We start from the raw sequence: 25,356 nt of genomic DNA, 5'->3' as shown, positions 1-25,356 counted from the left end.
GTGGTTGATTTCGCTATACTCATTATGACTTTATTTATTGCCAATGGCAGGCCTTCTATGTCCCCCAAAGATCCTTTCGCTGCACGCGAAGCTGAAAAATACGAAAAACCGATTGCGAGTCGTGAACTCATTCTGGCATTGATTGAAAAGAATGGTCGTCCGATGTCACGGGACGAGATCGAAAAGACATTAATGCTGGAAGGTGAAGATCAGCTGGAAGGGCTGCGCCGTCGTTTGCGCGCTATGGAACGGGATGGACAGTTGATTTTTACCCGGGGGCGCACCTACGCCTTGCCGGATAAGTTAAATCTGATCAAAGGACATGTCATTGGTCATAAGGATGGCTATGGTTTCCTGCGCCCGGATAGTGGTGGTGCTGACCTGTTCCTGAATCAATGGGATATGGCGAGTCTGATGCACGGTGATTATGTGCTGGTTCAGCCAACGAAAACAGATGCCAAAGGCCGGCAGGAAGCCCGGTTGGTGCGTTTGCTGCAATCACGGGATATGGATCTGGTCGGACGCTATTTTGTTGAAAATGGTGTTGGCTTTGTGGTTCCGGATGATAACCGTATTATTCAGGATATTCTGATCCCGCCTGATGCCACTCTTGGCGCCCGGCAGAGCCAGATCGTTGTGGTGCGTGTAACTCAGCGCCCGACTGGTCGTCTGAATGCGATGGGGCAGGTCCTGGAAGTGCTGGGTGACAATATGGATCCGGGCATGGAGATCGATATTGCCATCCGTAAATTCGGTATCCCACATGAATGGCCACAGGAAGTGCTCACGCAGATCAAATCGCTGACAGAGCAGGTTCCGGAAGAAGCGAAAGCAGGCCGTGTGGATTTACGTGAGTTACCACTGGTCACAATTGATGGTGAAGATGCCCGCGATTTTGATGACGCGGTATTCTGTGAACGCAAGCGCGGCGGTGGCTGGCGGTTGTGGGTCGCTATTGCTGATGTTTCCTATTATGTGCGGCCGACGACTGCCCTGGATCATGAAGCATATAACCGTGGTAACTCCGTCTATTTCCCTGAATTTGTAGTACCGATGTTGCCGGAAGTGTTATCCAACGGCTTGTGCTCATTGAATCCGCAAGTTGATCGCCTCTGTATGGTTTGTGAAATGACCATTTCCGAAGCGGGGCGTCTGTCCGGATTTAAATTTTACGAAGCGGTGATGAATTCTCACGCCCGTCTGACTTATACCAAAGTGGCGGCGATGCTGGATGGGGATATCAAGCTGCGTGAACAATACGCTGCACAGGTGCCGCATATTGAAGAACTGCACAAGCTTTATCTGGCGCTGAAAACAGCCCGTCATCAGCGCGGTGCGGTAGAATTTGAGAGCGATGAAACCCGCTTTATTTTCAATGCACAGCGCAAAATCGAACGTATTGTGCCGTTGATCCGTAACGATGCACACAAGCTGATTGAAGAGTGCATGATCCAGGCGAACGTTGCCGCGGCTAAATTTATCGAGAAGCAGGAAGCAGAAACCTTATTCCGCGTGCATGATCGTCCGGGTGAGCTGAAGCTGGAAACCTTCCGTCAGTTCCTCGCTGAGTTGGGACTGGAGCTGAAAGGGGGTGATGAACCGGAGCCGATGGATTATGCAGAATTAGCTGCCAAGGTGCAGGATCGTCCGGATGTTGAGCTGATCAATACCATGCTGCTGCGTTCCATGCAGCAGGCGCAGTACAGTGCGGACAACATCGGTCACTTCGGACTGGCACTGAAATCATATGCACACTTTACATCACCAATCCGCCGTTATCCGGATCTGTTACTGCACCGGGCAATCAAATACGAGTTAGCGCGTCAGGAAGGAAATCCGAAACATAAATGGACGCCAAGCGGTGGTTATCATTACAACTATGATGAAATCTCCCCGATGGGTCTGCAGTGTTCGATGACGGAACGCCGCGCTGATGATGCTACCCGGGATGTTGCCGACTGGCTGAAATGTGAATACATGCAGGATCATGTCGGTTCTGAATTTGACGGTGTGATTGCCAATGTGACTTCATTCGGCTGCTTTATCCGCCTGGCAGAACTGAACATTGATGGTCTGGTGCATGTATCGACACTGACTAATGATTATTATCAGTTTGATCCATCCCGTCAGACGCTGATCGGTGAGAACTTCCGCCGTGTGTATCGCTTAGGCGATAAGGTACGGGTGCGGGTTGTCGGTGTAAATCTGGATGATCGTAAGATCGATCTGATGCTGGTTGAAGATCCGCTGGTGTTCACTGGTAAAGATGCGAAGAAAAATCAGAAATTACTCACTGATATCCAGGGTAAAAGAGAGCGCAGTAAACAGCGTAAAGCCAGCAGTGATCAGGAAAAAGCAGCCGGTAAAGAACGTAAACAAAAAGACAAACAACGTACGGGTGCCAGTGATAAAATTGATCGTACGCGATCAGCTAAGAAAGACGATCGCAAAAAACGTCAGGGAAAAGCGAAGAAATGAGTAGCGAATTGATTTACGGGATCCATACGGTAAAAGCACTGTTGGAGCAGGCTCCGGAGCGTTTTCTCGAAGCCTGGGTGCTGAAGGGACGTGATGATGATCGTCTGCAACCACTGTTAGCCATTTTGCAACAGTACGGTGTCAGCATTCAGTACGTACAGCGTAAAACACTGGATGACAAAGCTGAAGGCGCTATCCATCAGGGGATCATTGCCCGGGTGCGGGAAGGAAGAAAGCTGGACGAGTCTGATCTGGATAAAATTCTGGAGAAAGAACAGACGCCCTTTTTTCTGGTACTGGATGGAGTAACTGATCCGCATAATCTGGGCGCTTGTTTGCGTACTGCAGATGCTGCCGGCGTGCACGCGCTGATTGTGCCGCGGGATAAATCAGTCAGCCTGACGGGCACTGCCCGGAAAGTCGCTTGCGGTGCGGCGGAAAGTGTCCCGTTTATTCAGGTCACTAATCTGGCGCGGACACTGCGTGAACTGAAAGAACGCGGGGTCTGGGTTGTCGGAACAGCGGGTGAAGCAACGCATGATGTTTTTGCGGCTAAACTGACTGGTTCACTGGCACTGGTGATGGGCGCGGAAGGTGATGGTATGCGCCGTCTGACCCGGGAACACTGTGACGAGCTGATCAGTATCCCGATGGCGGGTGCTGTTTCCAGCCTGAACGTTTCTGTTGCTACCGGTGTTTGCTTGTTTGAAGCGGTGCGTCAGCGTCGTGGTTAACAGATAAAAAAAGAGGCTGGTATATACCAGCCTCGAACATATCACCCTTCAGAGGAGGAGAAAGGGCGGGTCTACAGAGTTTTGCTCAACATTACGATGTTTGCAATATATCATAATGATAATTATTCTCAATTGGTTTTTTCTCTTCTATATCCCTCTTATATCTCTCTGCTTCTGATATGTGATTACGATCGCAGCAAATTGCACTCTGCTGGTGAGTTTACTGGCATTAAAAGTTTACATTGCCATTGATTTGTTCTCGTCCGGGCATAGTGGGCTGGTGGTCATCTGCTGGTAGCATAGCGGCGGTTATGTTCTATGGATAAATGTGATGCCTGCACAACACAGTTGGCTGGAAGATACGTTGGCGATGCTGACGGCAACCGGCCTGATCTCATTAGGTATTGTTTTTTTTAATCAGCCGGGGCTCGTGGTCGGTGGTACTGCCGGGCTGGCATTACTGCTGAATAAATTATTACCATTTAGTTTTGGGCAGCTGTTTTTTATGCTGAATGTGCCCTTTTACTGGCTGGCCTGGAAACGTCTGGGTGGATGGTTTGTCGCGAAAACCCTGCTGTCTGTTACTGCCGTTTCGTTTTTTGGTGATCACCTGCATCAATGGATGCAAATCAATGAGGTGCGCCCAATCTATGCGGCGTTGATGGGTAGTGCGCTGGTGGGGGTTGGTTTGCTGATCCTGTTCCGGCATCGTGCCAGTCTGGGTGGGTTTAATATTGTCTGCCTGTGGTTGCAGGAACGTTATGGCGTGAGCGCGGGTAAAGTCCAGATGGGGATGGATTGCACTATCGTGTTGTCTTCTGCGTTCATTACTTCGTGGTCAGTGCTGCTACTCTCTGTTTTTGCTGCTGTTATTGTGAATGTGGTACTGGCGACGAACCATAAACCCGGCCGGTATAATTCCGCAGTCGCGTGATCTCATTTTCTTCAATTCCACCTTTTTGCAGGCGCTGGTCGCCTGCTTTTTTCTGCTTAAATTTCAGTCATCATCAATCATGGGAAAAGTCGGGCACAAGGTTTATAATCCGCCCCCAGTTTTGATGTATTACTAGCCAGTCAGAGACAGAAAATGCCAGATTTTCTTCAGGAAGTGAGTAAAAGACGCACTTTCGCGATTATTTCACACCCCGATGCGGGTAAAACGACCATTACCGAAAAGGTCTTGTTATTCGGACATGCTATTCAGACCGCCGGTACGGTAAAAGGTCGTGGTGGCACAGGTCAGCATGCCAAATCTGACTGGATGGAAATGGAAAAACAGCGTGGTATTTCTATTACCACCTCAGTGATGCAATTTCCTTATCGCGACAGTCTGGTTAACCTGCTGGATACACCGGGCCACGAAGATTTCTCGGAAGATACTTACCGTACCCTGACCGCAGTTGACTGCTGTCTGATGGTGATCGATGCGGCGAAAGGGGTTGAAGACCGGACGCGTAAACTGATGGAAGTAACTCGTCTGCGGGATACGCCGATCCTGACGTTCATGAACAAACTTGACCGTGACATTCGCGATCCAATGGATCTGCTGGATGAGGTTGAGCGTGAGCTGAAAATCAAATGTGCGCCGATCACCTGGCCGATTGGCTGCGGTAAATTGTTCAAAGGGGTTTATCATCTGGCGAAAGATGAAACCTATCTGTATCAGTCTGGTAAAGGTCACACCATTCAGGAAGTCCGTATTGTTAAAGGACTGAATAACCCTGATCTGGATGCGGCAGTTGGCGAAGACTTGGCGGAACAATTCCGTGGTGAACTGGAATTGGTACAAGGCGCCTCACATGAATTTGATATGGATCTGTTCCTGAAAGGTGAACTGTCTCCGGTATTCTTCGGTACGGCACTGGGTAACTTCGGTGTTGACCATATGCTGGACGGTTTGACTGACTGGGCACCAGCGCCAATGGCGCGGAAGACCGACACGCGTCTGGTGGAAGCAACTGAAGAGAAATTCTCCGGCTTCGTATTCAAGATCCAGGCAAATATGGATCCGAAACACCGTGACCGTATTGCGTTCATGCGTGTGGTTTCCGGCAAATATGAAAAAGGCATGAAAATGCGTCATGTTCGCCTTGGTAAAGATGTCAACATCTCCGATGCGGTCACCTTTATGGCGGGCGATCGTGAACAGGCCGAAGAAGCTTATCCGGGCGATATCATCGGCTTGCATAACCACGGTACTATTCAAATCGGTGATACCTTCACTCAGGGTGAAGATCTGCATTTCAGCGGTATTCCAAACTTTGCGCCAGAGCTGTTCCGCCGTATTCGCTTGAAAGATCCACTGAAGCAGAAACAGTTGCTGAAAGGTTTGGTGCAGCTTTCAGAAGAGGGCGCCGTGCAGGTGTTCCGCCCAATCGACAACAACGACTTGATCGTGGGTGCGGTGGGTGTGCTGCAGTTTGATGTGGTGGTTTCGCGTCTGAAGTCGGAATACAACGTCGAAGCCATTTACGAAACGATCAACGTATCAACCGCCCGCTGGGTGACTTGTGCTGATGCGAAGAAATTCGATGAATTTGAGCGTAAATGTTCACTGAACCTCGCGCTGGATGGTGGCGATAATTTGGCTTATATCGCACCGACCATGGTGAACCTCAATCTGACGATGGAACGTTATCCTGACGTGAAGTTCCATAAGACTCGTGAGCATTAATTCCCTTCGCTTAAAATTTTTTGCCTGATTTCGCAATTTTGCCCCCTGATTCCGGGGGGCATCTCCGAATGCTGCTATCTTTATTGTTGTTCAAATGAATTCTGTTATCTAGTGTTGGATTCAAATGAATAATTAATCTGAGCTGTTTTTATAAAAACTCAATTGATATTACCTCTCTTTACTTATTGTGTAAGGATGTATCATGAAGACAATGCTCGCACCATCCCTCGCTCTGTTAACTGTGTTTTGTGCCTCCTCTGTTTTTGCCGCACCTGCGTTGCGAACTGAAACGGGGCAGGAACTGGGACTCAGTGTCTCTTACTATAAATTTGAAGTATCTGACGTCGATCTTGATGATGAGTACCGGCTTACCGGTACGGAACTGGATGGCGTCAAGATTGGTGTGGATTACACCACCACCATGGCTTTGCAAAACGACTGGTTTTTTAAGATAAATGGCCGTCTGGCTTATGGTCAGGTTGATGCTTCGGCAGAAGCAAACGGTTATCCATTAGATCTGGATGATAATTCTGATTTATATTACGAAATCAGACCTTTACTCGGTAAAGACTTTTTTATCACTCAGGGTATCCTGGCGCCCTATATTGGATTTGGTTACCGCCATTTACGGAACGAGCTGAGTGGTAATGATGAAACGGGGGCGTTTGATTTCGACCGCACCAGTCAGTACTACTATTTACCGGTAGGGTTGATATACCGGGCTGCGCTGGATAGTCAGTCTCAGTTAGAAACAACACTGGAGTACGATTATCTTATCCGGGGTGAGCAGGATAGCGATATCTCTGCCGATGGCTCATCAGACAGTTCGGAAAATACACAGAACAATGGTTATGGCATCAAATTTTCCAGCTTATACCGCATTAACGATTTAGCGTTTGGCCCGTATATTGATTACTGGAATATTGATAAATCTGATCTCTCTGATGTTGGTTATTACGAACCGGGTAATGAGACCTTTGAAGTGGGTGTTAAAGCCTCCATGCGCTTCTAAAAAGCGATTAATTAGCATATAAAGGCCGTATCAACGGCCTTTTTTATTGCTGAGATTATGCTGACAGACACTCACATCCATCTTGATCTGCAGGAGTATGCTGATGACCTGCCGCAGGTAATGGCGCGCAGTGAAGCGGCTGGTGTTGACCGCTGGGTTGTACCGGCAATTGGATCGTCTTATTGGCCGGCATTACCCGCGTTGCATCAGCAATATCCCGGTCTCTATTACGCATTCGGTCTGCATCCGTGGTTTTTGGCGCAGGAAAATGATTCTTCCATTGCGGAATTAGAGCGCTTTTTACAGCAGCGACCAGCCGGATTGGTAGCAATCGGGGAATGTGGCCTGGATGGTGCGATTGATGTTCCCATGTCATTACAAATAGACATGCTGGAAAAGCAATTAGTACTGGCCAGTCAGTATCAGTTACCGGTGATTCTGCATTGTCGCAAGGCGTATAACGAGTTATTGCGCATTGTGAAACAGTACTCTTTGCCTCGGGGCGGTGTCTGGCATGCCTTTTCCGGTTCCCGTCAGCAGGCGGAACAATTTATCGAACTGGGATTTATGCTCGGTATCGGTGGGGTGATCACCTATGAACGGGCGGAGAAAACCCGCAAGGCTGTCGCCAAACTACCGGTAGAAAGTTTGCTGCTGGAAACGGATGGCCCGACCATGCCATTAGCGGGGCGTCAGGGAGAACGTAATGAGCCTGCTTATCTGCCGGAGGTTCTGCAGGAATTATCACTGTTGCGAGGATCTGCACCGGAGGCGTTAATTCGGCAAACAGAGTTGAATGCTGAAAAAATGTTCCGTTTTTCTTGCTGACAATACATACCATTAACACTTTGACCGGATGCTGTCCGGTACGATTGATCTGGAGATACGGATGCCTGATTTACAACAAGCGGCACAGCGTGCACTGCAACTGATGGATCTGACTACCCTGAATGACAACGATACGGATGCCACCGTGATTGCACTGTGCCGGCAGGCAAAAACAGCTGCAGGAATGACGGCGGCGGTGTGTGTTTATCCGCGCTTTGTTCCCGTCGCACGTCAGACATTACGTGAAATCGGTGCGGCAGATGTCAGGGTGGCCACTGTGACCAACTTTCCGCATGGTAATGATAATATTGAGATTGCTGTAGCTGAAACTAAAGCTGCAGTGGCTTATGGTGCTGATGAAGTTGATGTTGTATTTCCTTATCGTGCCCTGATGGCGGGAAATCGTGATGTTGGTTCTGAACTGGTAAAAGCCTGTAAAGCAGCCTGTGGCGAGCATGTCTTGCTGAAAGTGATCATAGAAAGTGGTGAACTGGGAACACCGGAGCTAATCCGCTCTGCTTCTGAAATTGCCATTGCGGCTGGTGCTGATTTTATTAAGACATCCACCGGTAAAGTGCCGGTTAATGCTACGCTTGAAGCAGCAAAGATCATGTTACAGGTGATAAAAGAAAAAAATCCGGCAGTAGGTTTTAAGGCTGCTGGTGGTGTAAAGAATGCGGCGCAGGCGGCGGAATATCTGGCACTGGCTGCCACTGTGCTGGGTGATGAATGGATTTCAGCAAGAACATTCCGCTTTGGCGCATCCAGTTTGCTGGCGGATCTGTTAACAACGCTGGGACATCAATCCCGGACCGCATCATCAGGGTATTAATTGCTTTCGTCATGTAAGGGGGCGCCATGTTCCTTCCGCAAGAAATTATCCGTAAAAAACGCGACGGATATGCACTAACCGACAGTGAGATTCAGTTTTTCGTTCAAGGCATCACGCATAACACAGTTACTGAAGGACAGATCGCTGCGCTGGCAATGGCGGTTTTCTTTAAGGGCATGACGATGCCGGAACGGATCACACTGACCTGCGCCATGCGTGATTCCGGTTCAGTGCTGGACTGGCATGAGCTGGAATTGCCGGGACCGGTGCTGGATAAGCATTCCACCGGCGGTGTGGGTGATGTGGTCTCGCTGATGTTAGGCCCGATGGTTGCTGCCTGCGGTGGTTATGTGCCGATGATTTCCGGCCGCGGCTTAGGACATACCGGTGGTACGCTGGATAAGTTTGATGCTATCCCGGGATATCAGACCAGCCCGCTGAAAGCGATTTTCAAGAAAGTCGTGAAAGAGGTCGGGGTGGCTATCATTGGCCAAACCTCGGATCTGGCGCCGGCGGACAAACGCTTTTATGCCACCCGTGATGTCACTGCCACAGTCGAATCCATTCCATTGATCACTGCGTCCATTCTGTCGAAAAAACTGGCGGCAGGACTGGAAGCACTGGTGATGGATGTTAAAGCCGGCTCGGGTGCTTTTATGCCTACTTATGAACAATCTGAAGAACTGGCAAAAAGTATTGTCGCTGTAGCCAATGGTGCCGGTTGCCGTACGACAGCGCTACTGACCGATATGAATCAGGTGCTGGCGACCAGTGCCGGCAATGCCGTCGAGGTGCGGGAAGCGGTGCGTTATCTCACCGGAGCCTATCGTCACCCGCGGTTACATGAAGTGACCATGGCATTGTGTGCGGAAATGCTGCTGTCCGGTGGCCTGGCAACTAATGAGCAGGAAGCAAGAGCCAAACTGCAGAGGGTGCTGGATAACGGTAAAGCTGCAGAAACATTTGGCCGCATGGTCGCAGCTTTAGGTGGTCCGGCTGATTTTGTCGATCACTTTGATGATCATCTGGAGAAAGCCGCGGTTATCCGTCCGGTTTACGCTGAATCAGCCGGTATAGTCGGCGGAATGGATACCCGGGCACTCGGTATGGCGGTGGTCGCGTTAGGCGGTGGTCGCTTACGTGCCACTGATCCGATTGATTATTCGGTAGGGCTGACAGACGTTATTTCTCTGGGTGAAAAGGTGGATAAAGAACGTCCGCTGGCGTGGGTTCATGCCCGCACGGAAGCACAATATGAACAAACAGCAGCGGTAATTCGTAATGCTATTAGAGTCGGCGATGCTGTGGCTACTTTGCCACCGGCTGTTTATCGCCGCATTACCTTAGCTGATGTTTGAGGTTTAAATGAAACGCACCATTATTTTAATGCTGGATTCACTGGGTATCGGAGCGAGTGCCGATGCCGTCCGTTTTGGTGATGAAGGCGCAAACACGCTGGGTCATATTGCACAGGCCTGTGTGACCGGAAATGCGGATAACGGACGCAAGGGACCTCTGACCCTGCCCAACCTGACCAGGCTTGGGCTGGCGCATGCCTGTGCCGCCTCCTGCGGAGAATTTCCGGCCGGACTGGATGCTTCAGTAACGCCGATAGCCGCTTATGGTTATGCACGGGAACTTTCATCCGGCAAAGATACGCCTTCGGGGCACTGGGAAATGGCGGGGGCACCCGTGTTATTTGATTGGGGTTATTTCACGGATAAGCAAAACAGCTTTCCGCCGGAACTGCTGGATGCCTTGGTGGCGCAGGGGAATTTGCCGGGCTATCTTGGCAACTGTCATGCTTCCGGTACGGAGATCCTGGATCGTCTCGGTGAAGAGCACATGCGTAGCGGTAAGCCGATTTTCTATACCTCAGCGGATTCCGTATTCCAGATCGCCTGTCATGAAGAGACCTACGGTTTAGATAAACTTTATGAACTGTGCAAACTGGCCCGTCAGCTACTTGAGCCCTATAACATCGGTCGTGTAATTGCCCGTCCGTTTGTAGGCAGTAAAGCTGGTGAGTTTAAACGTACCGGTAACCGTCATGATTATGCGGTTGAACCGCCAATGCCGACCTTACTGGATCGAATGAAAGCTGCGGGTGGTGACGTGATCTCAATTGGCAAGATCGCCGATATCTATGCCTGTTGTGGTATCACGCAACAACATAAAGCAACCGGTCTGGACGAGTTATGGGATATGACACTGGCGCAGGTAAAAACAGCTGCGGATCAGTCGATTATCTTCACAAACTTCGTGGATTTTGATTCCTCTTACGGCCATCGCCGTGATGTAGCGGGTTATGCGGCTGCGCTGGAGTATTTTGACTCCCGTCTGCCGGAGTTATTAGCATTACTGCTTCCGGGCGATCGAGTTGTCCTGACTGCCGATCATGGCTGTGATCCCATCTGGACGGGAACAGACCATACCCGCGAGCATGTACCGGTCATTTTCTATGGTGATACGGTGCAGCCGCAGGATCTGGGTATGCGGGATACTTTCGCGGATATCGGACAAACTATCGCGGCTTATCATGGCCTGCCAGTACTCGACTATGGCAGCAATTGCCTGCCTGAACATCATTAACAGAAGGAATAATAATGGCAACTCCACACATTAATGCCAAAGATGGTGCTTTTGCTGAAACCGTACTGATGCCGGGTGACCCGTTGCGTGCGAAATACATCGCTGAAACTTATCTGGAAAATGCAGAACTGGTGACAGATGTACGTAACATGTTTGGTTACACCGGTTTCTATAAAGGGCAGCGTGTCTCTGTGATGGGGCATGGCATGGGTATTCCGTCCTGTTCTATCTATACCAAAGAGCTGATCACCGAATACGGCGTTAAAAACATTATCCGTATCGGTTCCTGCGGCGCCGTGCGGCCAGATGTCAAAGTGCGCGATGTCATTATCGGGATGGGGGCGTGTACCGACTCCAAAGTAAATAGAATGCGTTTCAAAGATCATGATTTTGCCGCGATTGCTGATTTTGGCCTGTTGCGCAAAGCCGTTACTGCCGCTGAAACCTTAGGTATCCCGGTTAAGGTCGGTAACCTGTTCTCAGCCGATCTGTTTTATAGCCCGGATCCACAGATGTTCGATGTGATGGAAAAATTCGGCATTCTGGGTGTGGAAATGGAAGCTGCCGGTATTTACGGTGTAGCCGCCGAATACGGTGCTAACGCGCTGGCGATCTGCACGGTTTCTGACCACATTAAGACCGGTGAACAGACCTCTGCTGACGAACGTCAGAACACATTTGATGACATGATGAAAATTGCGCTGGATTCTGTGTTGCTGAAATAACGGATGATGAGATAACGCTTGCCTGAAGGAAAAGCGATCGGCTACGCTGTCGACCGCTTTTTCTGACAGGGAGTGTATCACCATGCCGATTTCCGCGTTGCCTGAGCAAATTGCTGACTGGCTCGTTCATTTTCCCGCTTCCGGGGTGCTTCAATTTACAGATCGTGGAATCGAGGCCGTCGATAAGCCTGAGTGCGATGGCTATGTCATGCTGATGGGCGCTACCCTGGCACCAGAGCATGTTGCCGCGACCTTAAAACAGATCCGGGATATGGGCATGGCGACCTGTTGCTTTGTACCGTTTGCCGTAGGCGAAGTCTGGACTGTGGTGCTGGGAACGTCCGCACACTCTTCTGATCTGATGCAATGGCTGAAAGTTCAGGACTGGTCAATTGATGGCGCTCATGTCGCTGAATTGCCACGTCTGCAAGCAGGTGGACTGATCCTGATGGACATGGATTCCACTGCGATCCAAATCGAATGCATTGATGAAATCGCCCGTCTGGCGGGTGTCGGTGAACAGGTTGCCGCAGTGACTGCCGCGGCCATGCACGGCAAACTGGATTTCGCGGAAAGTCTGCGTAACCGTGTCGCACTACTGAAAGATGCCCCGATTTCCATTCTCGATCAGGTCGCTGCTGATATTCCGTTGATGCCTGGACTTACGGATCTGGTCAGCACCGCTAAGGCAGCTGGCTGGAAAGTGGCAATCGCCTCTGGCGGATTCACTCACTTTGCCGGTGTACTGCAGCGTAATCTTGGTTTAGATCATATCGAATCCAACGTACTTGATATCGATGGTGATCATCTGACCGGTAAGGTTAATGGCCGTATTGTTGATGCCAAAGTGAAGGCGGAAACTCTGAAAGTGCTGCAGGAACGTTATCAGGTGTCGGATAAGCAAACCGTCGCTATTGGTGATGGTGCCAACGATTTGCCGATGCTGAAAGCAGCGGCTCTGGGTGTGGCGATCCACGCCAAGCCAGTAGTGCGTGAGCAGGCGCAGGTAGCCATCCGCCATATGAACCTGGAAGCAGTGATTTGTCTGTTACAGGCCGGTGATTTAATCGCCAAAGCCTGATCGACCGGAACGCCTGACCGGTGATATTCGCCGGTCAGTCAGATGCATACCTCGCCTGAATCAAACGCCCCACCGGTAAAGTCACTACCTGTCTTAATTCCATGAACTCCCCACTGCTGCGCTGATTATTGTTATTATCACGCTCTGATATCAGCATGATATGGCTATTTCTTGAAGAGGATCTGTGATGGCAAAAAGTAAAGTCGCCTATGTCTGCAATGAATGTGGTGCAGAGTCTGCCCGCTGGCAAGGTCAGTGTGGCGAATGTAAGGCGTGGAATACCATCACAGAAATCCGGCTGGGGCCATCTGTCGCAACCAGCAAAGTGGTGCGGACTGGCTATGCCGGTGAACTCAGCAGCAAAGTGCAGACGCTGGCGGAGGTCTCATTAGCTGAAATTCCGCGAATCAGTTCAGGCTATAAAGAATTGGATCGTGTGCTGGGCGGTGGAATAGTGCCCGGCTCTGCCATGCTGATTGGTGGCCATCCGGGGGCCGGGAAAAGTACGTTGTTACTGCAAACCATGTGCTTGCTGGCCGATCGGATGACGGTGCTCTATGTGACCGGTGAAGAGTCATTGCAACAGGTGGCAATGCGGGCACACCGGCTGGGGCTGCCAAATGATAAGTTACGCATGCTGGCGGAAACCAGTGTTGAACAGATTTGCCATCTGGCTTTGCAGGAAAAACCCGCAGTCATGGTCATCGATTCGATTCAGGTGATGCATGTGGCGGATGTCAGCTCATCGCCCGGTTCAGTCTCTCAGGTGCGTGAAAGTGCTGCCCATCTGACGCGGTTTGCCAAACAGCATCAGGTCGCTATTTTTATGGTCGGGCACGTCACGAAAGATGGCGCTTTGGCCGGGCCTAAAGTATTAGAGCATTGTGTCGATTGTTCGGTGTTACTGGAAGGCGATGCAGATTCACGCTATCGAACCTTACGTTGTCAGAAAAACCGTTTTGGTGCTATCAACGAGCTGGGCGTATTCGCCATGACCTCGCAAGGCATGAAAGAGGTCAGCAACCCTTCGGCAATCTTCCTCAATCGTGGCGAGGCAGAAAGTGCAGGTTCGGTGGTGATGGTGATCTGGGAGGGGACACGTCCTTTGCTGGTGGAGTTACAGGCACTGGTCGACTATTCACAACTGGCAAACCCACGCCGGCTGGCAGTAGGTGCCGAGCATAATCGTCTGGCGATGTTACTGGCTGTGATGCACCGGCATGGCGGCATTCAGATGTCTGATCAGGATGTATTTATCAACGTGGTGGGTGGTGTGAAAGTCGAGGAAACCAGTGCTGATCTGGCATTGATTGCTGCGATGGTCTCCAGTTTCCGCGATAAGCCGATCCCGAAAGATCTGATTATTTTTGGTGAGGTGGGATTGTCCGGCGAAATCCGGCCGGTACCATCAGGTCAGGAGCGTCTGCAGGAAGCGGCGAAACATGGTTTCCGGCAGGCCATCATCCCGAAAGCCAATATGCCTAAGCATGAGATCCCGGGCATGAAAATTATGCCGGTAACGAGTTTGCAGGAAGCGATAGAGCTACTCTGAGGCTGATACATGCATTCATGCTTATTCCGGTTTACAGGGCGTATCACAAGACGCCCTGTGACTTTCCGGAATCAGGCAGTGGTGACCGATTTTTGCGGCTGTTCCGGTTTATTGTCATCGCTCAGCACATTCAGAACCAATACCAGCTTGTCTTCAAGTTTAAACCGTTCCTCTAAGGTTAAACCCAGCTGACTCAGATCTGCTTCCAGCTCAGGCATTTCATCGTCGCTGATATCACCATAACGCTCATTGAAATCCAGAATGGATTCTGTCGTATCCTGAATACGGTCAATCAGACGGTTTGTTAATGACAGGTGATGCTCTTTCTCCTGCACCTTTTCATAGGCATCAATCAGAATTTCATAAATTTCAAAGTGTCCGGCAGAGATGTAGTCTACCAGGCGATCACAAAAGTCAGACAATGCCTCTTTGCTGGGCAAAGTTTTGCTGTATGGAGGCATCAACCCGGCTAGTTGCATATATTCGACTAACAAGGTGCGACGGACATCCAGCCATGCATCTATTGCCGGGTGTTTCCCTGCGACTTGTTCGCGGATTTTATCGAGAGTAACCAGCATGTTGCCTCCTTGGTTAACTATTCAGATAGTTCATGTCCCTTCTGATCCCATTGTGCGACCTTTGGTGAAAATGACACACAAATGAATATTACAACTGTTAACCATGTCTCTTTTCCGATTGCATCTCGTTTACGCTTTAAACAGTTCTCTGATTGTTAGCAGCATGTTAACCGGCGGAATGTTAGAATTATTTAATATCGACCAACCAGAACAGATAAATGACTAAGATAGAAAATGATCGTTACCTGCGCGCGTTGTTACGTCAGCCCGTTGATCGCACTCCCGTTTGGTTAATGCGTCAGGCCGGACGTTATCTGCCTGAATACCGTCAGCTGCGTGCTGAAGCCGGTGATTTTATGACGCTGTGTCAAACCCCGGAACTCGCCTGTGAGGTGACTCTGCAGCCATTGCGGCGCTTTGAGTTAGACGCGGCCATTTTATTTTCTGATATTTTGACCATCCCGGATGCCATGGGGCTGGGGTTGACCTTTGGTGCAGGCGAAGGGCCAAAGTTTGCCAAGACCATTCAGCATCAGCGGGATGTTGATGCATTGCCGTTACCGGATCCGGAAGGCGAATTGCGCTATGTCATGGATGCGGTCCGGACCATCAAGAAAGCGCTGGCACAGCAGGTGCCGTTGATTGGTTTCTCCGGCAGCCCCTGGACACTGGCAACCTATATGGTGGAGGGTGGCAGCAGCAAGCAATTCAGCCGTATCAAACAAATGATGTACCGTGAGCCGAAGCTGTTGCATGGGTTACTGAGCAAGCTTGCTGCCAGTGTGACGCAGTATCTGAATGCTCAGATCGCTGCCGGTGCGGATGCGGTCATGATTTTTGATACCTGGGGCGGGGTGTTATCACATCAGGATTATCAGGAATTCTCACTGCAGTATATGACCGCGATCGTTCAGGGTATTCATCGTCAGTATGATGGCCGCACGATACCTGTGACGTTGTTTACCAAAGGCGGTGGGCAGTGGCTGGAAGCCATCGCGGCATCCGGTTGTGATGCAATTGGTATTGACTGGACTACGGATATTTCAGCGGCCAGAGCGCGTGTCGGGCACAAAGTGGCATTGCAGGGTAATATGGATCCGGCTGTTTTACAGGGCGATGATGCGGTTGTGACAGCTAAAGTACAGGAAATATTACAGCAGTATGGCAACGGTTCCGGTCATGTATTTAATCTGGGACATGGGATTACGCCTGATATTGAACCTGCGCGGGTAAAAACATTTGTCGATGCGGTGCATCGGTTTTCTGCCCCTTATCATCAGTCCTGAAATAACAAGACCGGCACTCAGGCCGGTCTTGTTTAATCATCTTCAATCATCAGCTATGCTGATTAGCTGTCATTCAGCATGCGCTTATATTCATTGATTTTGGCAACCAGTGACTTACGTGCTTTTTGCTGCATTGGCTCGTTCATTGGCAAATCAACGCGCATGGCATTCACTGCACGATTGTTCACATGGAATTCATAATGCAGATGTGGACCGGTTGAACGGCCGGTATTGCCGGACAATCCAATGATCTGCCCCATCTTCACTTTCTGACCCGGTTTCACCATCGATTTGCTCAGGTGCATGTATACCGAGCTGTAACGGCCACTGTGACGTAAAACAATATAGATCCCCATATCTCTATGGCGGGTTGCTTTCACGACCACGGCGTCACCAGTTGCCTGCACTGGCGTACCAACACGGACAGAGAAATCAGTACCGTTATGTGCCATGACACGACGTGTTACCGGATTAACCCGGTGAGGGTTGAAACCGGAACTGACTTTGGTGGATGACGGAATAGGGTAACGCAGGAACTTGCCACCTTTGGTCATGCTCAGGCTACTGCCATCATCATCATAAAACTGGTTGTCTTTTGAACTGCGGAAAGCGGAATAGGTTTTCCCTTTCGCGGTGATCATCACGGCCAGAACGCGCGCATCACTGCCTGCTTTGCCTGCTATCGCGTTACGATCAAACAATACTTTGAAGGTATCGCCTTTTTTCAGATCACGACGGAAATCGATTTGCCCCTGGAACAGACGGGAAACCTGGTGAATATGTCCGGCACTCAGCCCTGCATTACGGGCACTGGCACCGAAAGAGCCGGCAATTTTGCCACGCAGCACGCGGGTAGGACGAATTGCCGTGCGGGCAGCTTCTTTCTTTGCGGCTGCCTGAGCTTTTGCTTTTTCGGCCGCTTTCTTATCTGCTTTTTCTTCTGCCGCAATTCGTGCAGCTTCTTTTTTACTGATTTTGCTATTTGTTGCTGCTACAGCAGGCGAATCTGTTTTGCTGTTTTCAACTGATGTGTCAGCGGCACTGACACTTTCCTGTTTATTATCTTCATCTGCAGTATCATTCTGCTCAACGCGGGACTGATATTTATCATCTTTACGTTCAAAAACAACGTGCTTTCCAAGTTCCAGAGGAATATCCAGTTTCTGGATAACGTTTGCATCATCCAGATAGAACGTGATTTTTTGTCCGGGTTTCAGACGTACCAGTGAATTCTGGATATCAACCTCAACCAGCTTCTGCAGTGTCACCGGGGAAAGGTTAAGCGTGTTAAAGATATAAGACAGATTATCGTCATCTTTAACGATGTAATCCATGAGCTGGAGCTCACCGGTTGGTGCAGTAATGTCATCAGGGATGCCATCGTCGTCATCCAGCAATGCATCATGGGGTACGGTAACGAATTCGGTATCAGCTGCCTGCTTACTCAATTCAGCATCGATGGTGAGATTATCGCTTGAAACCGGGATCGGTTCATCAGAAAGTAATTCACCTGGCGGCGGTAACAGAGTGATGCTGGCCACAGAGAAACATGCCAGCATAATGATGGCGTACAGGTGCTGTCGGGGAATGGGTAATTCACGATTCGCCAAACCTGTAAACGGTGTCAGGATCCGTTTCATTGTTTTGTCTTCGCTCTGTCAAAAATGGATGAGTTATACCATCACTGAATGCAGGGTGATAATTTCATCGACCCTAGATGGCACAAAGTTAGATTTGTATCACGGACGGCGGTGTCATGACAATAAAATGGGCTATGAAATGCGGAGATGAGGTGCATTTGATTATTTTTTGTTCAGTATTGTTTTCCTTCTGCCTGTAATCTGTATGTCAGTTAGTTTTTCATTAGAGGAAGACTAGCTTACAATTGAGTTCTCACTCAAAGGAGAAAACCGTGTTTGGTGACAAATTCTATAAGAAATTGCGTAAGCTGATGCCGTGGCAACAGACTGTATTTGCGCTGGCGTTAAGTGAAAGAATGTATCCCAATTACTGTCTGTATGCCGAGAGCACAGGACGTGGTGATACCAAACTCATCCGCCATGCGCTGGATACAATGTGGCAATATCTGACAGAAAAAAGTATGCAAGTGGATTTGTCCGCTATTCTGGAGCAGGTAGAAGCCAGCATGCCGGAACCACAGAATGAAGAGTGCTACGGTGCCTGGCCGGCATTAGATGCCTGTGTGGCTCTGGCGACGGCATATAACTCTGTTGTATTCCGTTTGGGTGATGAAGCTTATGATATCAGCCAGACCTCGCTGGGCAGTGTGGTTGGCTTTATTGAGATGCAGCAGGGGAAAGAACTTTCTGCCGATGAATTATATGCTGAACCACTGATAGAAGAAGAGATGGCATTTCAGGTTGAATTGCTGGATCAGGTCTCTCAGCCCCGTGATGCGGTTGCTATTCTGAACATCAAAACACTGGCAACGCAGGGCGGTATTTCCAATCTGGGCATTTCTCTGGAATAGGATGCCTACAGGATGATTCTCTGCCTGATGGTATAAACCTTAATCGACTAACAGTATGTTTTGTGACATCAATGTGGTTCCTAACGAAAATGTGCTGTTTTTCCGGAGAACATGGCAGAAAGTTTTTGCCAGTCAGCGGAATTTTGACTAGATTGAGTCAGCTTTTTTGATCGGCTTAAATAATAAGGATTGCGTATGAACAAAACTGAGCTTGTTGATGCGATTGCGGCCAAGGCTGACATGAGCAAAGCCCAGGCTAAAGTGGCACTGGAACAGATTTTGGAAACTATCACTCAAAGCCTGAAAGAAGGTGATCCGGTTCAGCTGGTTGGCTTCGGTACTTTCAAGGTGAATCATCGTGCAAGCCGTACTGGTCGTAACCCTCAGACCGGTCAGGAAATCACTATTGCTGCCTCTAACGTACCAACTTTCGTTGCAGGAAAAGCATTAAAAGATGCTGTAAACGGTTAATTCAGTTTTTCCGTTTACAAAAAACCCGGCTTTGATAGGCCGGGTTTTTTTATGCCATCCAATTACAGACTGGCTTCTGTTTCACCATTATCCAGCGTTGCATCTTTTGCGCTGAAGTAGGCAAATGTTTCTGCGGCAATGACATGGCGTAAGCCAATCAAACCAATCAGATTCGGAATTGCCATCAGACCGTTCACGATGTCAGCAATGATCCAGATCAGATCCAGATGCAGGAACGCACCAGCTGCAACCAGCAGGACAAATATCCAGCGGTAACCTTTAATCGCTTTAACACCCAGCAGGTATTCGGTACAACGTTCACCGTAGTAGTTCCAGCCAATGATGGTGGTAAAGGCAAAGAACAGCAGACCGATGTTGACCAGATAGAAGCCTAACTGGCTGCCAATACCTTGGGTAAAGGCCATATTAGTCATCGCCGTGCCGGCAACATCAGATTGCCATGCACCGGTCAGAACCAGAGTGATGCCAGTCATGGTGCAGATGATGATGGTATCAAAGAAGGTACCGGTCATGCAGACCAGGCCCTGTTCTACGCAGGAATCAGTCTTCGCCGCTGCGGCAGCAATCGGTGCGGAACCTAAACCTGATTCATTGGAGAATACCCCACGGGCCACCCCGGCCTGCAGTGCCAGCATCATGGTGGCACCGGCAAAACCGCCGGTCGCTGCTGTGGTGGTGAATGCGGCATTCAGGATCTGATCAACCACGGCTGGCAGTTGTTCGGCATGCAGATACATGACACCAAAGCAGGACAGCACATACAGTATCGCCATGAATGGCACGACTTTGGTGGAGATCCGCGAGATAGACTGAATACCACCCACAGTGATCAGTGCGACCAGCACAGCCAGAATTAATCCGGTGGTCCATTTCGGCACTTCAAAGGCTAACTGCGCGGCATCGGCGATCGCGTTAACCTGCGGGAACGTGCCGATACCAAACAGCGCCACGCCGATACCAAACAATGCAAAAGCACTTGCCAGAAATTTGCTGCCTAAGCCTTTTTCCAGATAGTACATCGGGCCGCCGCTCATCTGACCGTTGGCATCTTTCTGACGGTAACGGACGGCCAGCAAACCTTCGGCGTATTTGGTTGCCATACCTAAAAAGGCCGCCATCCACATCCAGAAGATGGCACCCGGACCACCCAGTTTTACCGCAGTGGCGACACCGACAATATTACCGGTACCGATGGTGGCGGAGAGGGCGGTACACAATGCAGCAAAGCTGGATACGTCACCTTCTTTGTCATCATGTTTGGGCGGAAAGAATACCAGTTTCAGTGCCAGCGGCAGGCGAATGACCTGTAACAGACCTAAACGGATGGTGAGATAGAGTCCGGTACCCATCAGCAAAGCTAACAGCGGCGGGCCCCAGATAAAGTCATCAACGGCGGTAAGAAATGAATGAAGCATAGTTTTAAATATCCTCCTGAAACGAAGCTGTTCATTCGTGAAAGGAGGAGACAGGAACGCCTACCCGGTGAGGATCACCAGATATGCCATTCCATCCCCTCTGTCCTTTTGCCTGAGAGTTTCAACCTTTGACAGGTTTTGCTCCTTCGGCGCCCGATTTAACGGATCTCTCCAGAGTATCGTCCAGTAGCAGTCCTCGCCTTGCGGCACCTGAAAGATTCACTTCTTCGGTGGATGTAGAACCATCCTCTCCTGCTACCTTCATCCGAACATTGGAAGGTAGGGTCGGATCCTAAATAAAATCGCGGGATTTGTCTGCAGATCAGCGGAAAAAATTACAAAACGATATTTTTCTGACCATTCCGTCTTGGTTGCTGCAGTAGTTGGAGTCAGATAGTTCTGATAGGCGGGATGACAGACTCAAACGCAAGGTTCAGAACGTTATGCATTAATTTCATTAATTCATCTTTCAGGAAAGTTAGCGCTAAAAACGCTGAATGTAACCGGTTTATCCGGTAAAATACGTGCAACTTTACTACTCCGGTGATGACGATGTATAAGCTGATTGCTCTCGATATGGACGGTACGCTGTTGCGTGGCGATGGTACGATTTCTGAACGCACCAAGAGTGCAATTCAACAGGCCCGGCAGAAAGGGGTAAAGGTAGTATTGGCTTCCGGTCGTCCGATCGAAGGGCTGGAGCGCTACCTGACTGAACTGGGGCTGACCACAGATGATGATTATGCACTGAGTTATAACGGCGCGTTGATTAAAAACGTAGGTACCCGGGAAAATATTTGCAGCCAGCTGATTAGCGGCAAAGATCTGCATGATGTGTATGCGGTGAGTCAGCAGATTGGTGTTAATACCCATGCGTTTTCTACTGAGCTGGGTCTGATTTCACCAAAATTAAGTCATTACACGGTGCATGAGCGCGATATCAATGGCATTCCGCTGACACTGATCGATTTTAATGAGCTGGCGGAAGATCATCAGATCATAAAAGTCATGCTGGTCGATGAGCCGGAAATTCTGTCACCGGGTGTTGAGCAGCTTCCGGTGGATTATTACGACCGTTTTACGGTAGTGCGCAGTGCACCGTTTTTCCTGGAAATTCTGAATAAAAACAGTAACAAGGGAAATGGTGTATCCATGCTGGCTGATTATCTGGGCATTAAGGCGGAAGAAGTGATCTGCGTGGGTGATGCCGGTAATGATGCTCACATGCTGGAATATGCGGGCTTGTCTGTTGCGATGGGTAATGCGTTTGATGATATCAAAGCCATTGCGGATTATGTCACTCACTCCAACGAAGAAGATGGTGTGGCGCATGTGATTGAGAAGTTTATTCTCGCCTGATTTTGCTGATAAAACAGAGATTAAGCCGTCTTTCATCTGAAAAGACGGCTTTTTTTTACTTATACAAAACGCATGGAGAGATCCATGGCGTGGGTGTGCTTGGTCAGCGCCCCAACAGAGATGTAATCCACACCGGTTGCCGCGTAAGTGGCGATGGTCTGCAGTGTCACGTTACCGGAAACTTCCAGTTTGGCTTTACCGGCATTGATGGCAACGGCTTCACACATCATCGGCACTTCGAAGTTATCCAGCATGATGATATCGGCACTGGCATCCAGCGCCTGTTGCAGCTCATTCAGGGTTTCGACTTCGACTTCGACTTTTTTACCCGGATTCAGCTTGCGCGCGGTTTCAATGGCCTGAGCAATACCACCACATGCCATGATGTGGTTTTCTTTGATCAGGTATGCATCGAACAGCCCCATACGATGATTGGTACCACCGCCACAGGTCACAGCATATTTCAGTGCCGTACGCAGGCCGGGAATGGTTTTGCGGGTATCCAGCAATTTGCACTGTGTGCCGGCCAGTTTTTCGACATAAAGTGCGACGTTGCTGGAAACGCCGGATAAGGTCTGGATAAAGTTCAGCACGGAACGTTCACCCGTCAGCAGAATACGCGCCGGACCATACAGGCGAACCAGTTCCTGATTAGGTACAACATGGTCACCATCCTTCACTTTCCACTCAATGCGGACGTTACCGCCGAGCTGAGCAAAGACTTCTTCCGCCCAGGCTTTACCACAGAACACGCCCTTTTCGCGGGTGATCACATAGGCTTCAGCTTGTTTGTCAGCCGGAATAAGTTGTGCGGTAATATCGGCATGCGCATCGAGTACGCCACCTAAGTCTTCTTCTAATGCGGCACGCACTGTGCGCTGAATATCATTTTGCAACATGACGAGTCCTGTTGAATTAGCCGGTTTTTCCGGTCGAAACAAAAAGATGTTGGCCGTAAGCATACCATGTAGCATGCTTTGGCGCTAAAAACAGAGAGGGAAACAGGTATGTTGTATAAAGAGTGGTCGATTAATGAACAAGGCTGGCTAACTGAGGCCCGGCATTGTCCTTCACCGTTTTTTAATCAGCGCCCGCAAGGGGAGCCTGTTTCGTTGCTGGTGGTACATGGCATCAGCTTGCCGCCGGGGCAATTCGGTGGGCCGCATATTGATGAATTGTTTACCGGAAAACTGGATCCGCAGGCACATCCGTACTTTGTCGAAATTGCGCATCTGGAAGTGTCGGCGCATTGTCTGATCCGCCGGGATGGGGAAGTGGTGCAGTATGTCAGTTTTCTGGATCGCGCCTGGCATGCCGGGCGGTCGCAATTTAATGGCCGTGAAAATTGTAATGATTTTGCGATCGGCATTGAGCTGGAAGGTACGGATGATGGTGGCTATAGCGAAGAACAATATCAGCAACTGGCGGCGGTAACACAAGCGATTCAGCAGACGTATCCGGCGGTTACCGCTGAACGAATCGCCGGACATTCCGATATAGCACCGGGAAGAAAAACCGATCCCGGTGCGTCATTTAGCTGGGATCGGTTTCGTCAGTTGTTAGCCTGATCAGGTCACAGGCGCTGGGTTAAACACCGACAGAGCGTTGAACAGACCCCATTGATCAGACCATGGTTTCTTCTTGCCACTGGCGACATCCAGCATGAAGTGGAACAGCTCCCAGCCTATATCTTCAATGCTGGCTTCACCGGAGGCGATACGGCCGGCATCGATATCAATCAGATCATGCCAGCGATCAGCGAGTGATGTGTGCGTTGACATTTTGATCACCGGCACCGCGGCCAGACCGTAAGGCGTACCACGGCCGGTGGTAAATACCTGCAAGGTGATGCCGGAAGCCATCTGCTGCGTGCCGCAGACAAAATCACTCGCCGGTGTTGCGGCAAAGATCAGCCCTTTCCTGGTTGGTCGTTGCCCCGGTGACAGCACTTCCACAATGGCACTGGTTCCTGATTTGGCAATCGAGCCGAGCGCTTTTTCCACGACGTTGGCTAAGCCACCCTTTTTGTTACCGGGGGAAGGATTGGCGCTGCGGTCGGTTTTACCGGTATCCAGATAATTGTCATACCAGGCCATTTCACGCAGTAAGGCTTTGCCCACTTCCTCATTGGCGGCACGGGGTGTCAGCAGATGAATGGCATCACGGACTTCGGTCACTTCAGAGAACATCACGGTAGCACCGCAACGAACCAGCAGATCAGAGGCATAACCTACCGCCGGATTGGCAGTCACACCGGAGAAGGCATCACTGCCGCCGCATTGCATACCCACGACCAGATCGGATACCGGACAAGTTTCACGCTGCCGCTGATTCAGTCGCTGCAATAACTTATCAGCCTGCTGCAGAATATCATCCACCATGGCTTTAAAGCCGACATGCACTTCATCCTGCAGCATGATGATCTGACTTTTATCGACGTTGATTTGTTGCAGCTCGTCGCTGCCAGCCAGCAGACGTTCCGGCTGTAATTTTTCACAGCCCAGACCGACAACCAGCACTTCACCACCAAAGTTCGGGTTTTGCGTCAGGTTGTGCAGAGTGCGGATTGGCACCACCGCAGCGGGCGCATTAATCGCCACACCACAACCGTACAGATGATTCAGGCCCACGACACCATCGACATTCGGGTATTTCGGCAGCAGATCGCGTTCAATCAACCGGGTGACAAAATCAACCACACCTGCCACACACTGTACGCTGGTGGTGATGGCTAACAGGTTTTTTGTTCCCACACTGCCATCGGCATTGCGATAGCCCTGAAAGGTGTAACCTTCCAGCGTTGGTAATGGTTCCGGTACTTTGGTGGCCAGTGGCAGGGTTTCTAAGGCGGGTGCTTTGGGTAAATCAACCTGATGCTCGCTGATCCAGCCACCTTGTTTGATGTCCTGATTGGCATAACCGATCACTTCACCATAACGGATGATGGCATCACCCTGTGCAATTGCCTGTAGGGCGACCTTGTGACCTTTCGGTACGAATTCGGTGAGTGTCAGCCCGCACGGGAAACGACTGCCTTCAGGAAGACCATTGCTGTTTACCACAATAGCAACGTTATCGTTCGGATGGACCTTTATATAGTGCGGTTGATTCTTTCGTTCATCTGCTGCAGACATGATTATTGCCTTGTTATTAAATTGTTAATTGGGAATTTAAACCAAATTGAAAATATCACCATTCGGCTAAACGGTGCATTGTTAATAAGGACA

Annotated in this window: 22 protein-coding genes and 1 riboswitch; of the genes, 17 read left to right on the top strand and 5 right to left on the bottom strand. The window is 49.9% G+C overall.

What is annotated here, in order from left to right; genetic code table 11:
• Positions 1-57: 57 nt before the first annotated feature.
• The 12 genes from rnr to radA all read left to right on the top strand — a co-directional run bounded on the left by rnr (position 58) and on the right by radA (position 14,508).
• Positions 58-2,478 carry a ribonuclease R gene (rnr, locus tag TOLA_RS13250; protein ID WP_015879649.1) on the top strand — a complete coding sequence of 807 codons (2,421 nt, stop codon included), beginning with the start codon at positions 58-60 and terminating at the stop codon, positions 2,476-2,478.
• Entirely contained in the window at positions 2,475-3,212 is a 738-nt protein-coding gene (gene rlmB / locus TOLA_RS13245) for a 23S rRNA (guanosine(2251)-2'-O)-methyltransferase RlmB (RefSeq protein ID WP_015879648.1), read from the top strand. The genes rnr and rlmB overlap by 4 nt, the downstream gene beginning before the upstream one ends.
• Before the next feature lie 331 nt (positions 3,213-3,543).
• Complete coding sequence (locus TOLA_RS13240; RefSeq protein ID WP_015879647.1) at positions 3,544-4,146, top strand: YitT family protein; 603 nt, start codon at positions 3,544-3,546, stop codon at positions 4,144-4,146.
• 153 nt (positions 4,147-4,299) lie between these two features.
• Complete coding sequence (prfC, locus tag TOLA_RS13235; protein WP_015879646.1) at positions 4,300-5,886, top strand: peptide chain release factor 3; 1,587 nt, start codon at positions 4,300-4,302, stop codon at positions 5,884-5,886.
• Between the two features lie 202 nt (positions 5,887-6,088).
• Positions 6,089-6,898, top strand: coding sequence for an outer membrane beta-barrel protein (locus TOLA_RS13230; protein WP_015879645.1), 810 nt, complete (start codon positions 6,089-6,091; stop codon positions 6,896-6,898).
• A gap of 57 nt (positions 6,899-6,955) precedes the next feature.
• Positions 6,956-7,726 carry a TatD family hydrolase gene (locus TOLA_RS13225; protein ID WP_015879644.1) on the top strand — a complete coding sequence of 257 codons (771 nt, stop codon included), beginning with the start codon at positions 6,956-6,958 and terminating at the stop codon, positions 7,724-7,726.
• Positions 7,727-7,787: 61 nt separating this feature from the next.
• Positions 7,788-8,558, top strand: a complete 771-nt coding sequence (gene deoC, locus TOLA_RS13220; protein WP_015879643.1) for a deoxyribose-phosphate aldolase — start codon at positions 7,788-7,790, stop codon at positions 8,556-8,558.
• Positions 8,559-8,584: 26 nt separating this feature from the next.
• A complete protein-coding gene (gene deoA, locus TOLA_RS13215; RefSeq protein ID WP_015879642.1) occupies positions 8,585-9,916 on the top strand; it encodes a thymidine phosphorylase in 1,332 nt (443 codons plus the stop codon).
• Between the two features lie 7 nt (positions 9,917-9,923).
• A complete protein-coding gene (locus tag TOLA_RS13210; RefSeq protein ID WP_015879641.1) occupies positions 9,924-11,150 on the top strand; it encodes a phosphopentomutase in 1,227 nt (408 codons plus the stop codon).
• 14 nt (positions 11,151-11,164) lie between these two features.
• Positions 11,165-11,875 (top strand): purine-nucleoside phosphorylase, encoded by a 711-nt coding sequence (gene deoD / locus TOLA_RS13205; RefSeq protein ID WP_015879640.1) that lies wholly within the window; start codon positions 11,165-11,167, stop codon positions 11,873-11,875.
• Positions 11,876-11,957: 82 nt separating this feature from the next.
• Positions 11,958-12,956, top strand: a complete 999-nt coding sequence (gene serB, locus TOLA_RS13200; RefSeq protein WP_015879639.1) for a phosphoserine phosphatase SerB — start codon at positions 11,958-11,960, stop codon at positions 12,954-12,956.
• A gap of 187 nt (positions 12,957-13,143) precedes the next feature.
• Positions 13,144-14,508, top strand: coding sequence for a DNA repair protein RadA (radA, locus tag TOLA_RS13195; RefSeq protein ID WP_015879638.1), 1,365 nt, complete (start codon positions 13,144-13,146; stop codon positions 14,506-14,508).
• Between the two features lie 71 nt (positions 14,509-14,579).
• On the opposite strand, the gene TOLA_RS13190 is transcribed toward radA, so the two are convergent.
• Positions 14,580-15,086, bottom strand: a complete 507-nt coding sequence (locus TOLA_RS13190; RefSeq protein ID WP_015879637.1) for an Rsd/AlgQ family anti-sigma factor — start codon at positions 15,084-15,086, stop codon at positions 14,580-14,582.
• A 218-nt stretch (positions 15,087-15,304) separates the two neighbouring features.
• Here TOLA_RS13190 and hemE point away from each other — a divergent pair, with 218 nt between their 5' ends.
• A complete protein-coding gene (hemE, locus tag TOLA_RS13185) occupies positions 15,305-16,372 on the top strand; it encodes a uroporphyrinogen decarboxylase (protein ID WP_015879636.1) in 1,068 nt (355 codons plus the stop codon).
• 62 nt (positions 16,373-16,434) lie between these two features.
• Here the strand turns inward: hemE and TOLA_RS16390 are convergent, their stop codons facing one another.
• The gene (locus TOLA_RS16390) at positions 16,435-18,012 is read right to left on the bottom strand and encodes a peptidoglycan DD-metalloendopeptidase family protein (protein WP_015879635.1); all 1,578 of its coding nucleotides are present in this window, start codon (positions 18,010-18,012) and stop codon (positions 16,435-16,437) included.
• A 272-nt stretch (positions 18,013-18,284) separates the two neighbouring features.
• Between TOLA_RS16390 and TOLA_RS13175 the strand changes: the two genes are divergently transcribed.
• A complete protein-coding gene (locus tag TOLA_RS13175; RefSeq protein ID WP_015879634.1) occupies positions 18,285-18,863 on the top strand; it encodes a YjaG family protein in 579 nt (192 codons plus the stop codon).
• Positions 18,864-19,058: 195 nt separating this feature from the next.
• Positions 19,059-19,334: an HU family DNA-binding protein gene (locus TOLA_RS13170; protein ID WP_015879633.1), complete on the top strand. Its 276-nt coding sequence runs from the start codon at positions 19,059-19,061 to the stop codon at positions 19,332-19,334.
• 62 nt (positions 19,335-19,396) lie between these two features.
• On the opposite strand, the gene TOLA_RS13165 is transcribed toward TOLA_RS13170, so the two are convergent.
• Positions 19,397-20,770, bottom strand: coding sequence for an alanine/glycine:cation symporter family protein (locus TOLA_RS13165; protein WP_015879632.1), 1,374 nt, complete (start codon positions 20,768-20,770; stop codon positions 19,397-19,399).
• Between the two features lie 90 nt (positions 20,771-20,860).
• Positions 20,861-20,955, bottom strand: a riboswitch (glycine riboswitch).
• A gap of 367 nt (positions 20,956-21,322) precedes the next feature.
• On the opposite strand from TOLA_RS13165, the gene yidA reads away from it, so the two are divergent.
• Positions 21,323-22,129 (top strand): sugar-phosphatase, encoded by an 807-nt coding sequence (gene yidA, locus TOLA_RS13160; protein WP_041609538.1) that lies wholly within the window; start codon positions 21,323-21,325, stop codon positions 22,127-22,129.
• A 59-nt stretch (positions 22,130-22,188) separates the two neighbouring features.
• Here the strand turns inward: yidA and nadC are convergent, their stop codons facing one another.
• The gene (nadC, locus tag TOLA_RS13155; RefSeq protein ID WP_015879630.1) at positions 22,189-23,028 is read right to left on the bottom strand and encodes a carboxylating nicotinate-nucleotide diphosphorylase; all 840 of its coding nucleotides are present in this window, start codon (positions 23,026-23,028) and stop codon (positions 22,189-22,191) included.
• A 108-nt stretch (positions 23,029-23,136) separates the two neighbouring features.
• Between nadC and ampD the strand changes: the two genes are divergently transcribed.
• Complete coding sequence (gene ampD, locus TOLA_RS13150) at positions 23,137-23,697, top strand: 1,6-anhydro-N-acetylmuramyl-L-alanine amidase AmpD (RefSeq protein ID WP_015879629.1); 561 nt, start codon at positions 23,137-23,139, stop codon at positions 23,695-23,697.
• Here the strand turns inward: ampD and garD are convergent, their stop codons facing one another.
• Entirely contained in the window at positions 23,698-25,263 is a 1,566-nt protein-coding gene (gene garD, locus TOLA_RS13145; protein WP_015879628.1) for a galactarate dehydratase, read from the bottom strand.
• Positions 25,264-25,356: the final 93 nt, after the last annotated feature.

Origin of the sequence: Tolumonas auensis DSM 9187, assembly GCF_000023065.1 — a bacterium.
GTDB lineage: Bacteria > Pseudomonadota > Gammaproteobacteria > Enterobacterales > Aeromonadaceae > Tolumonas > Tolumonas auensis.
This window is presented reverse-complemented; position numbering and strand designations above follow the sequence as displayed.

What these genes read in the sequence shown, in the direction of transcription:
- deoA (WP_015879642.1), top strand. Translation starts at nt 8,585, where the DNA reads ATGTTCCTTCCGCAAGAAATTATCCGTAAAAAACGCGACGGATATGCA.
- rlmB (WP_015879648.1), top strand. Translation starts at nt 2,475, where the DNA reads ATGAGTAGCGAATTGATTTACGGGATCCATACGGTAAAAGCACTGTTG.
- TOLA_RS13170 (WP_015879633.1), top strand. Translation starts at nt 19,059, where the DNA reads ATGAACAAAACTGAGCTTGTTGATGCGATTGCGGCCAAGGCTGACATG.
- TOLA_RS13210 (WP_015879641.1), top strand. Translation starts at nt 9,924, where the DNA reads ATGAAACGCACCATTATTTTAATGCTGGATTCACTGGGTATCGGAGCG.
- radA (WP_015879638.1), top strand. Translation starts at nt 13,144, where the DNA reads ATGGCAAAAAGTAAAGTCGCCTATGTCTGCAATGAATGTGGTGCAGAG.
- TOLA_RS13225 (WP_015879644.1), top strand. Translation starts at nt 6,956, where the DNA reads ATGCTGACAGACACTCACATCCATCTTGATCTGCAGGAGTATGCTGAT.
- TOLA_RS13190 (WP_015879637.1), bottom strand. Translation starts at nt 15,086, where the DNA reads ATGCTGGTTACTCTCGATAAAATCCGCGAACAAGTCGCAGGGAAACAC.
- deoC (WP_015879643.1), top strand. Translation starts at nt 7,788, where the DNA reads ATGCCTGATTTACAACAAGCGGCACAGCGTGCACTGCAACTGATGGAT.
- hemE (WP_015879636.1), top strand. Translation starts at nt 15,305, where the DNA reads ATGACTAAGATAGAAAATGATCGTTACCTGCGCGCGTTGTTACGTCAG.
- yidA (WP_041609538.1), top strand. Translation starts at nt 21,323, where the DNA reads ATGTATAAGCTGATTGCTCTCGATATGGACGGTACGCTGTTGCGTGGC.
- TOLA_RS13165 (WP_015879632.1), bottom strand. Translation starts at nt 20,770, where the DNA reads ATGCTTCATTCATTTCTTACCGCCGTTGATGACTTTATCTGGGGCCCG.
- ampD (WP_015879629.1), top strand. Translation starts at nt 23,137, where the DNA reads ATGTTGTATAAAGAGTGGTCGATTAATGAACAAGGCTGGCTAACTGAG.
- nadC (WP_015879630.1), bottom strand. Translation starts at nt 23,028, where the DNA reads ATGTTGCAAAATGATATTCAGCGCACAGTGCGTGCCGCATTAGAAGAA.
- rnr (WP_015879649.1), top strand. Translation starts at nt 58, where the DNA reads ATGTCCCCCAAAGATCCTTTCGCTGCACGCGAAGCTGAAAAATACGAA.
- TOLA_RS13240 (WP_015879647.1), top strand. Translation starts at nt 3,544, where the DNA reads ATGCCTGCACAACACAGTTGGCTGGAAGATACGTTGGCGATGCTGACG.
- TOLA_RS16390 (WP_015879635.1), bottom strand. Translation starts at nt 18,012, where the DNA reads ATGAAACGGATCCTGACACCGTTTACAGGTTTGGCGAATCGTGAATTA.
- prfC (WP_015879646.1), top strand. Translation starts at nt 4,300, where the DNA reads ATGCCAGATTTTCTTCAGGAAGTGAGTAAAAGACGCACTTTCGCGATT.
- serB (WP_015879639.1), top strand. Translation starts at nt 11,958, where the DNA reads ATGCCGATTTCCGCGTTGCCTGAGCAAATTGCTGACTGGCTCGTTCAT.
- garD (WP_015879628.1), bottom strand. Translation starts at nt 25,263, where the DNA reads ATGTCTGCAGCAGATGAACGAAAGAATCAACCGCACTATATAAAGGTC.
- TOLA_RS13230 (WP_015879645.1), top strand. Translation starts at nt 6,089, where the DNA reads ATGAAGACAATGCTCGCACCATCCCTCGCTCTGTTAACTGTGTTTTGT.
- deoD (WP_015879640.1), top strand. Translation starts at nt 11,165, where the DNA reads ATGGCAACTCCACACATTAATGCCAAAGATGGTGCTTTTGCTGAAACC.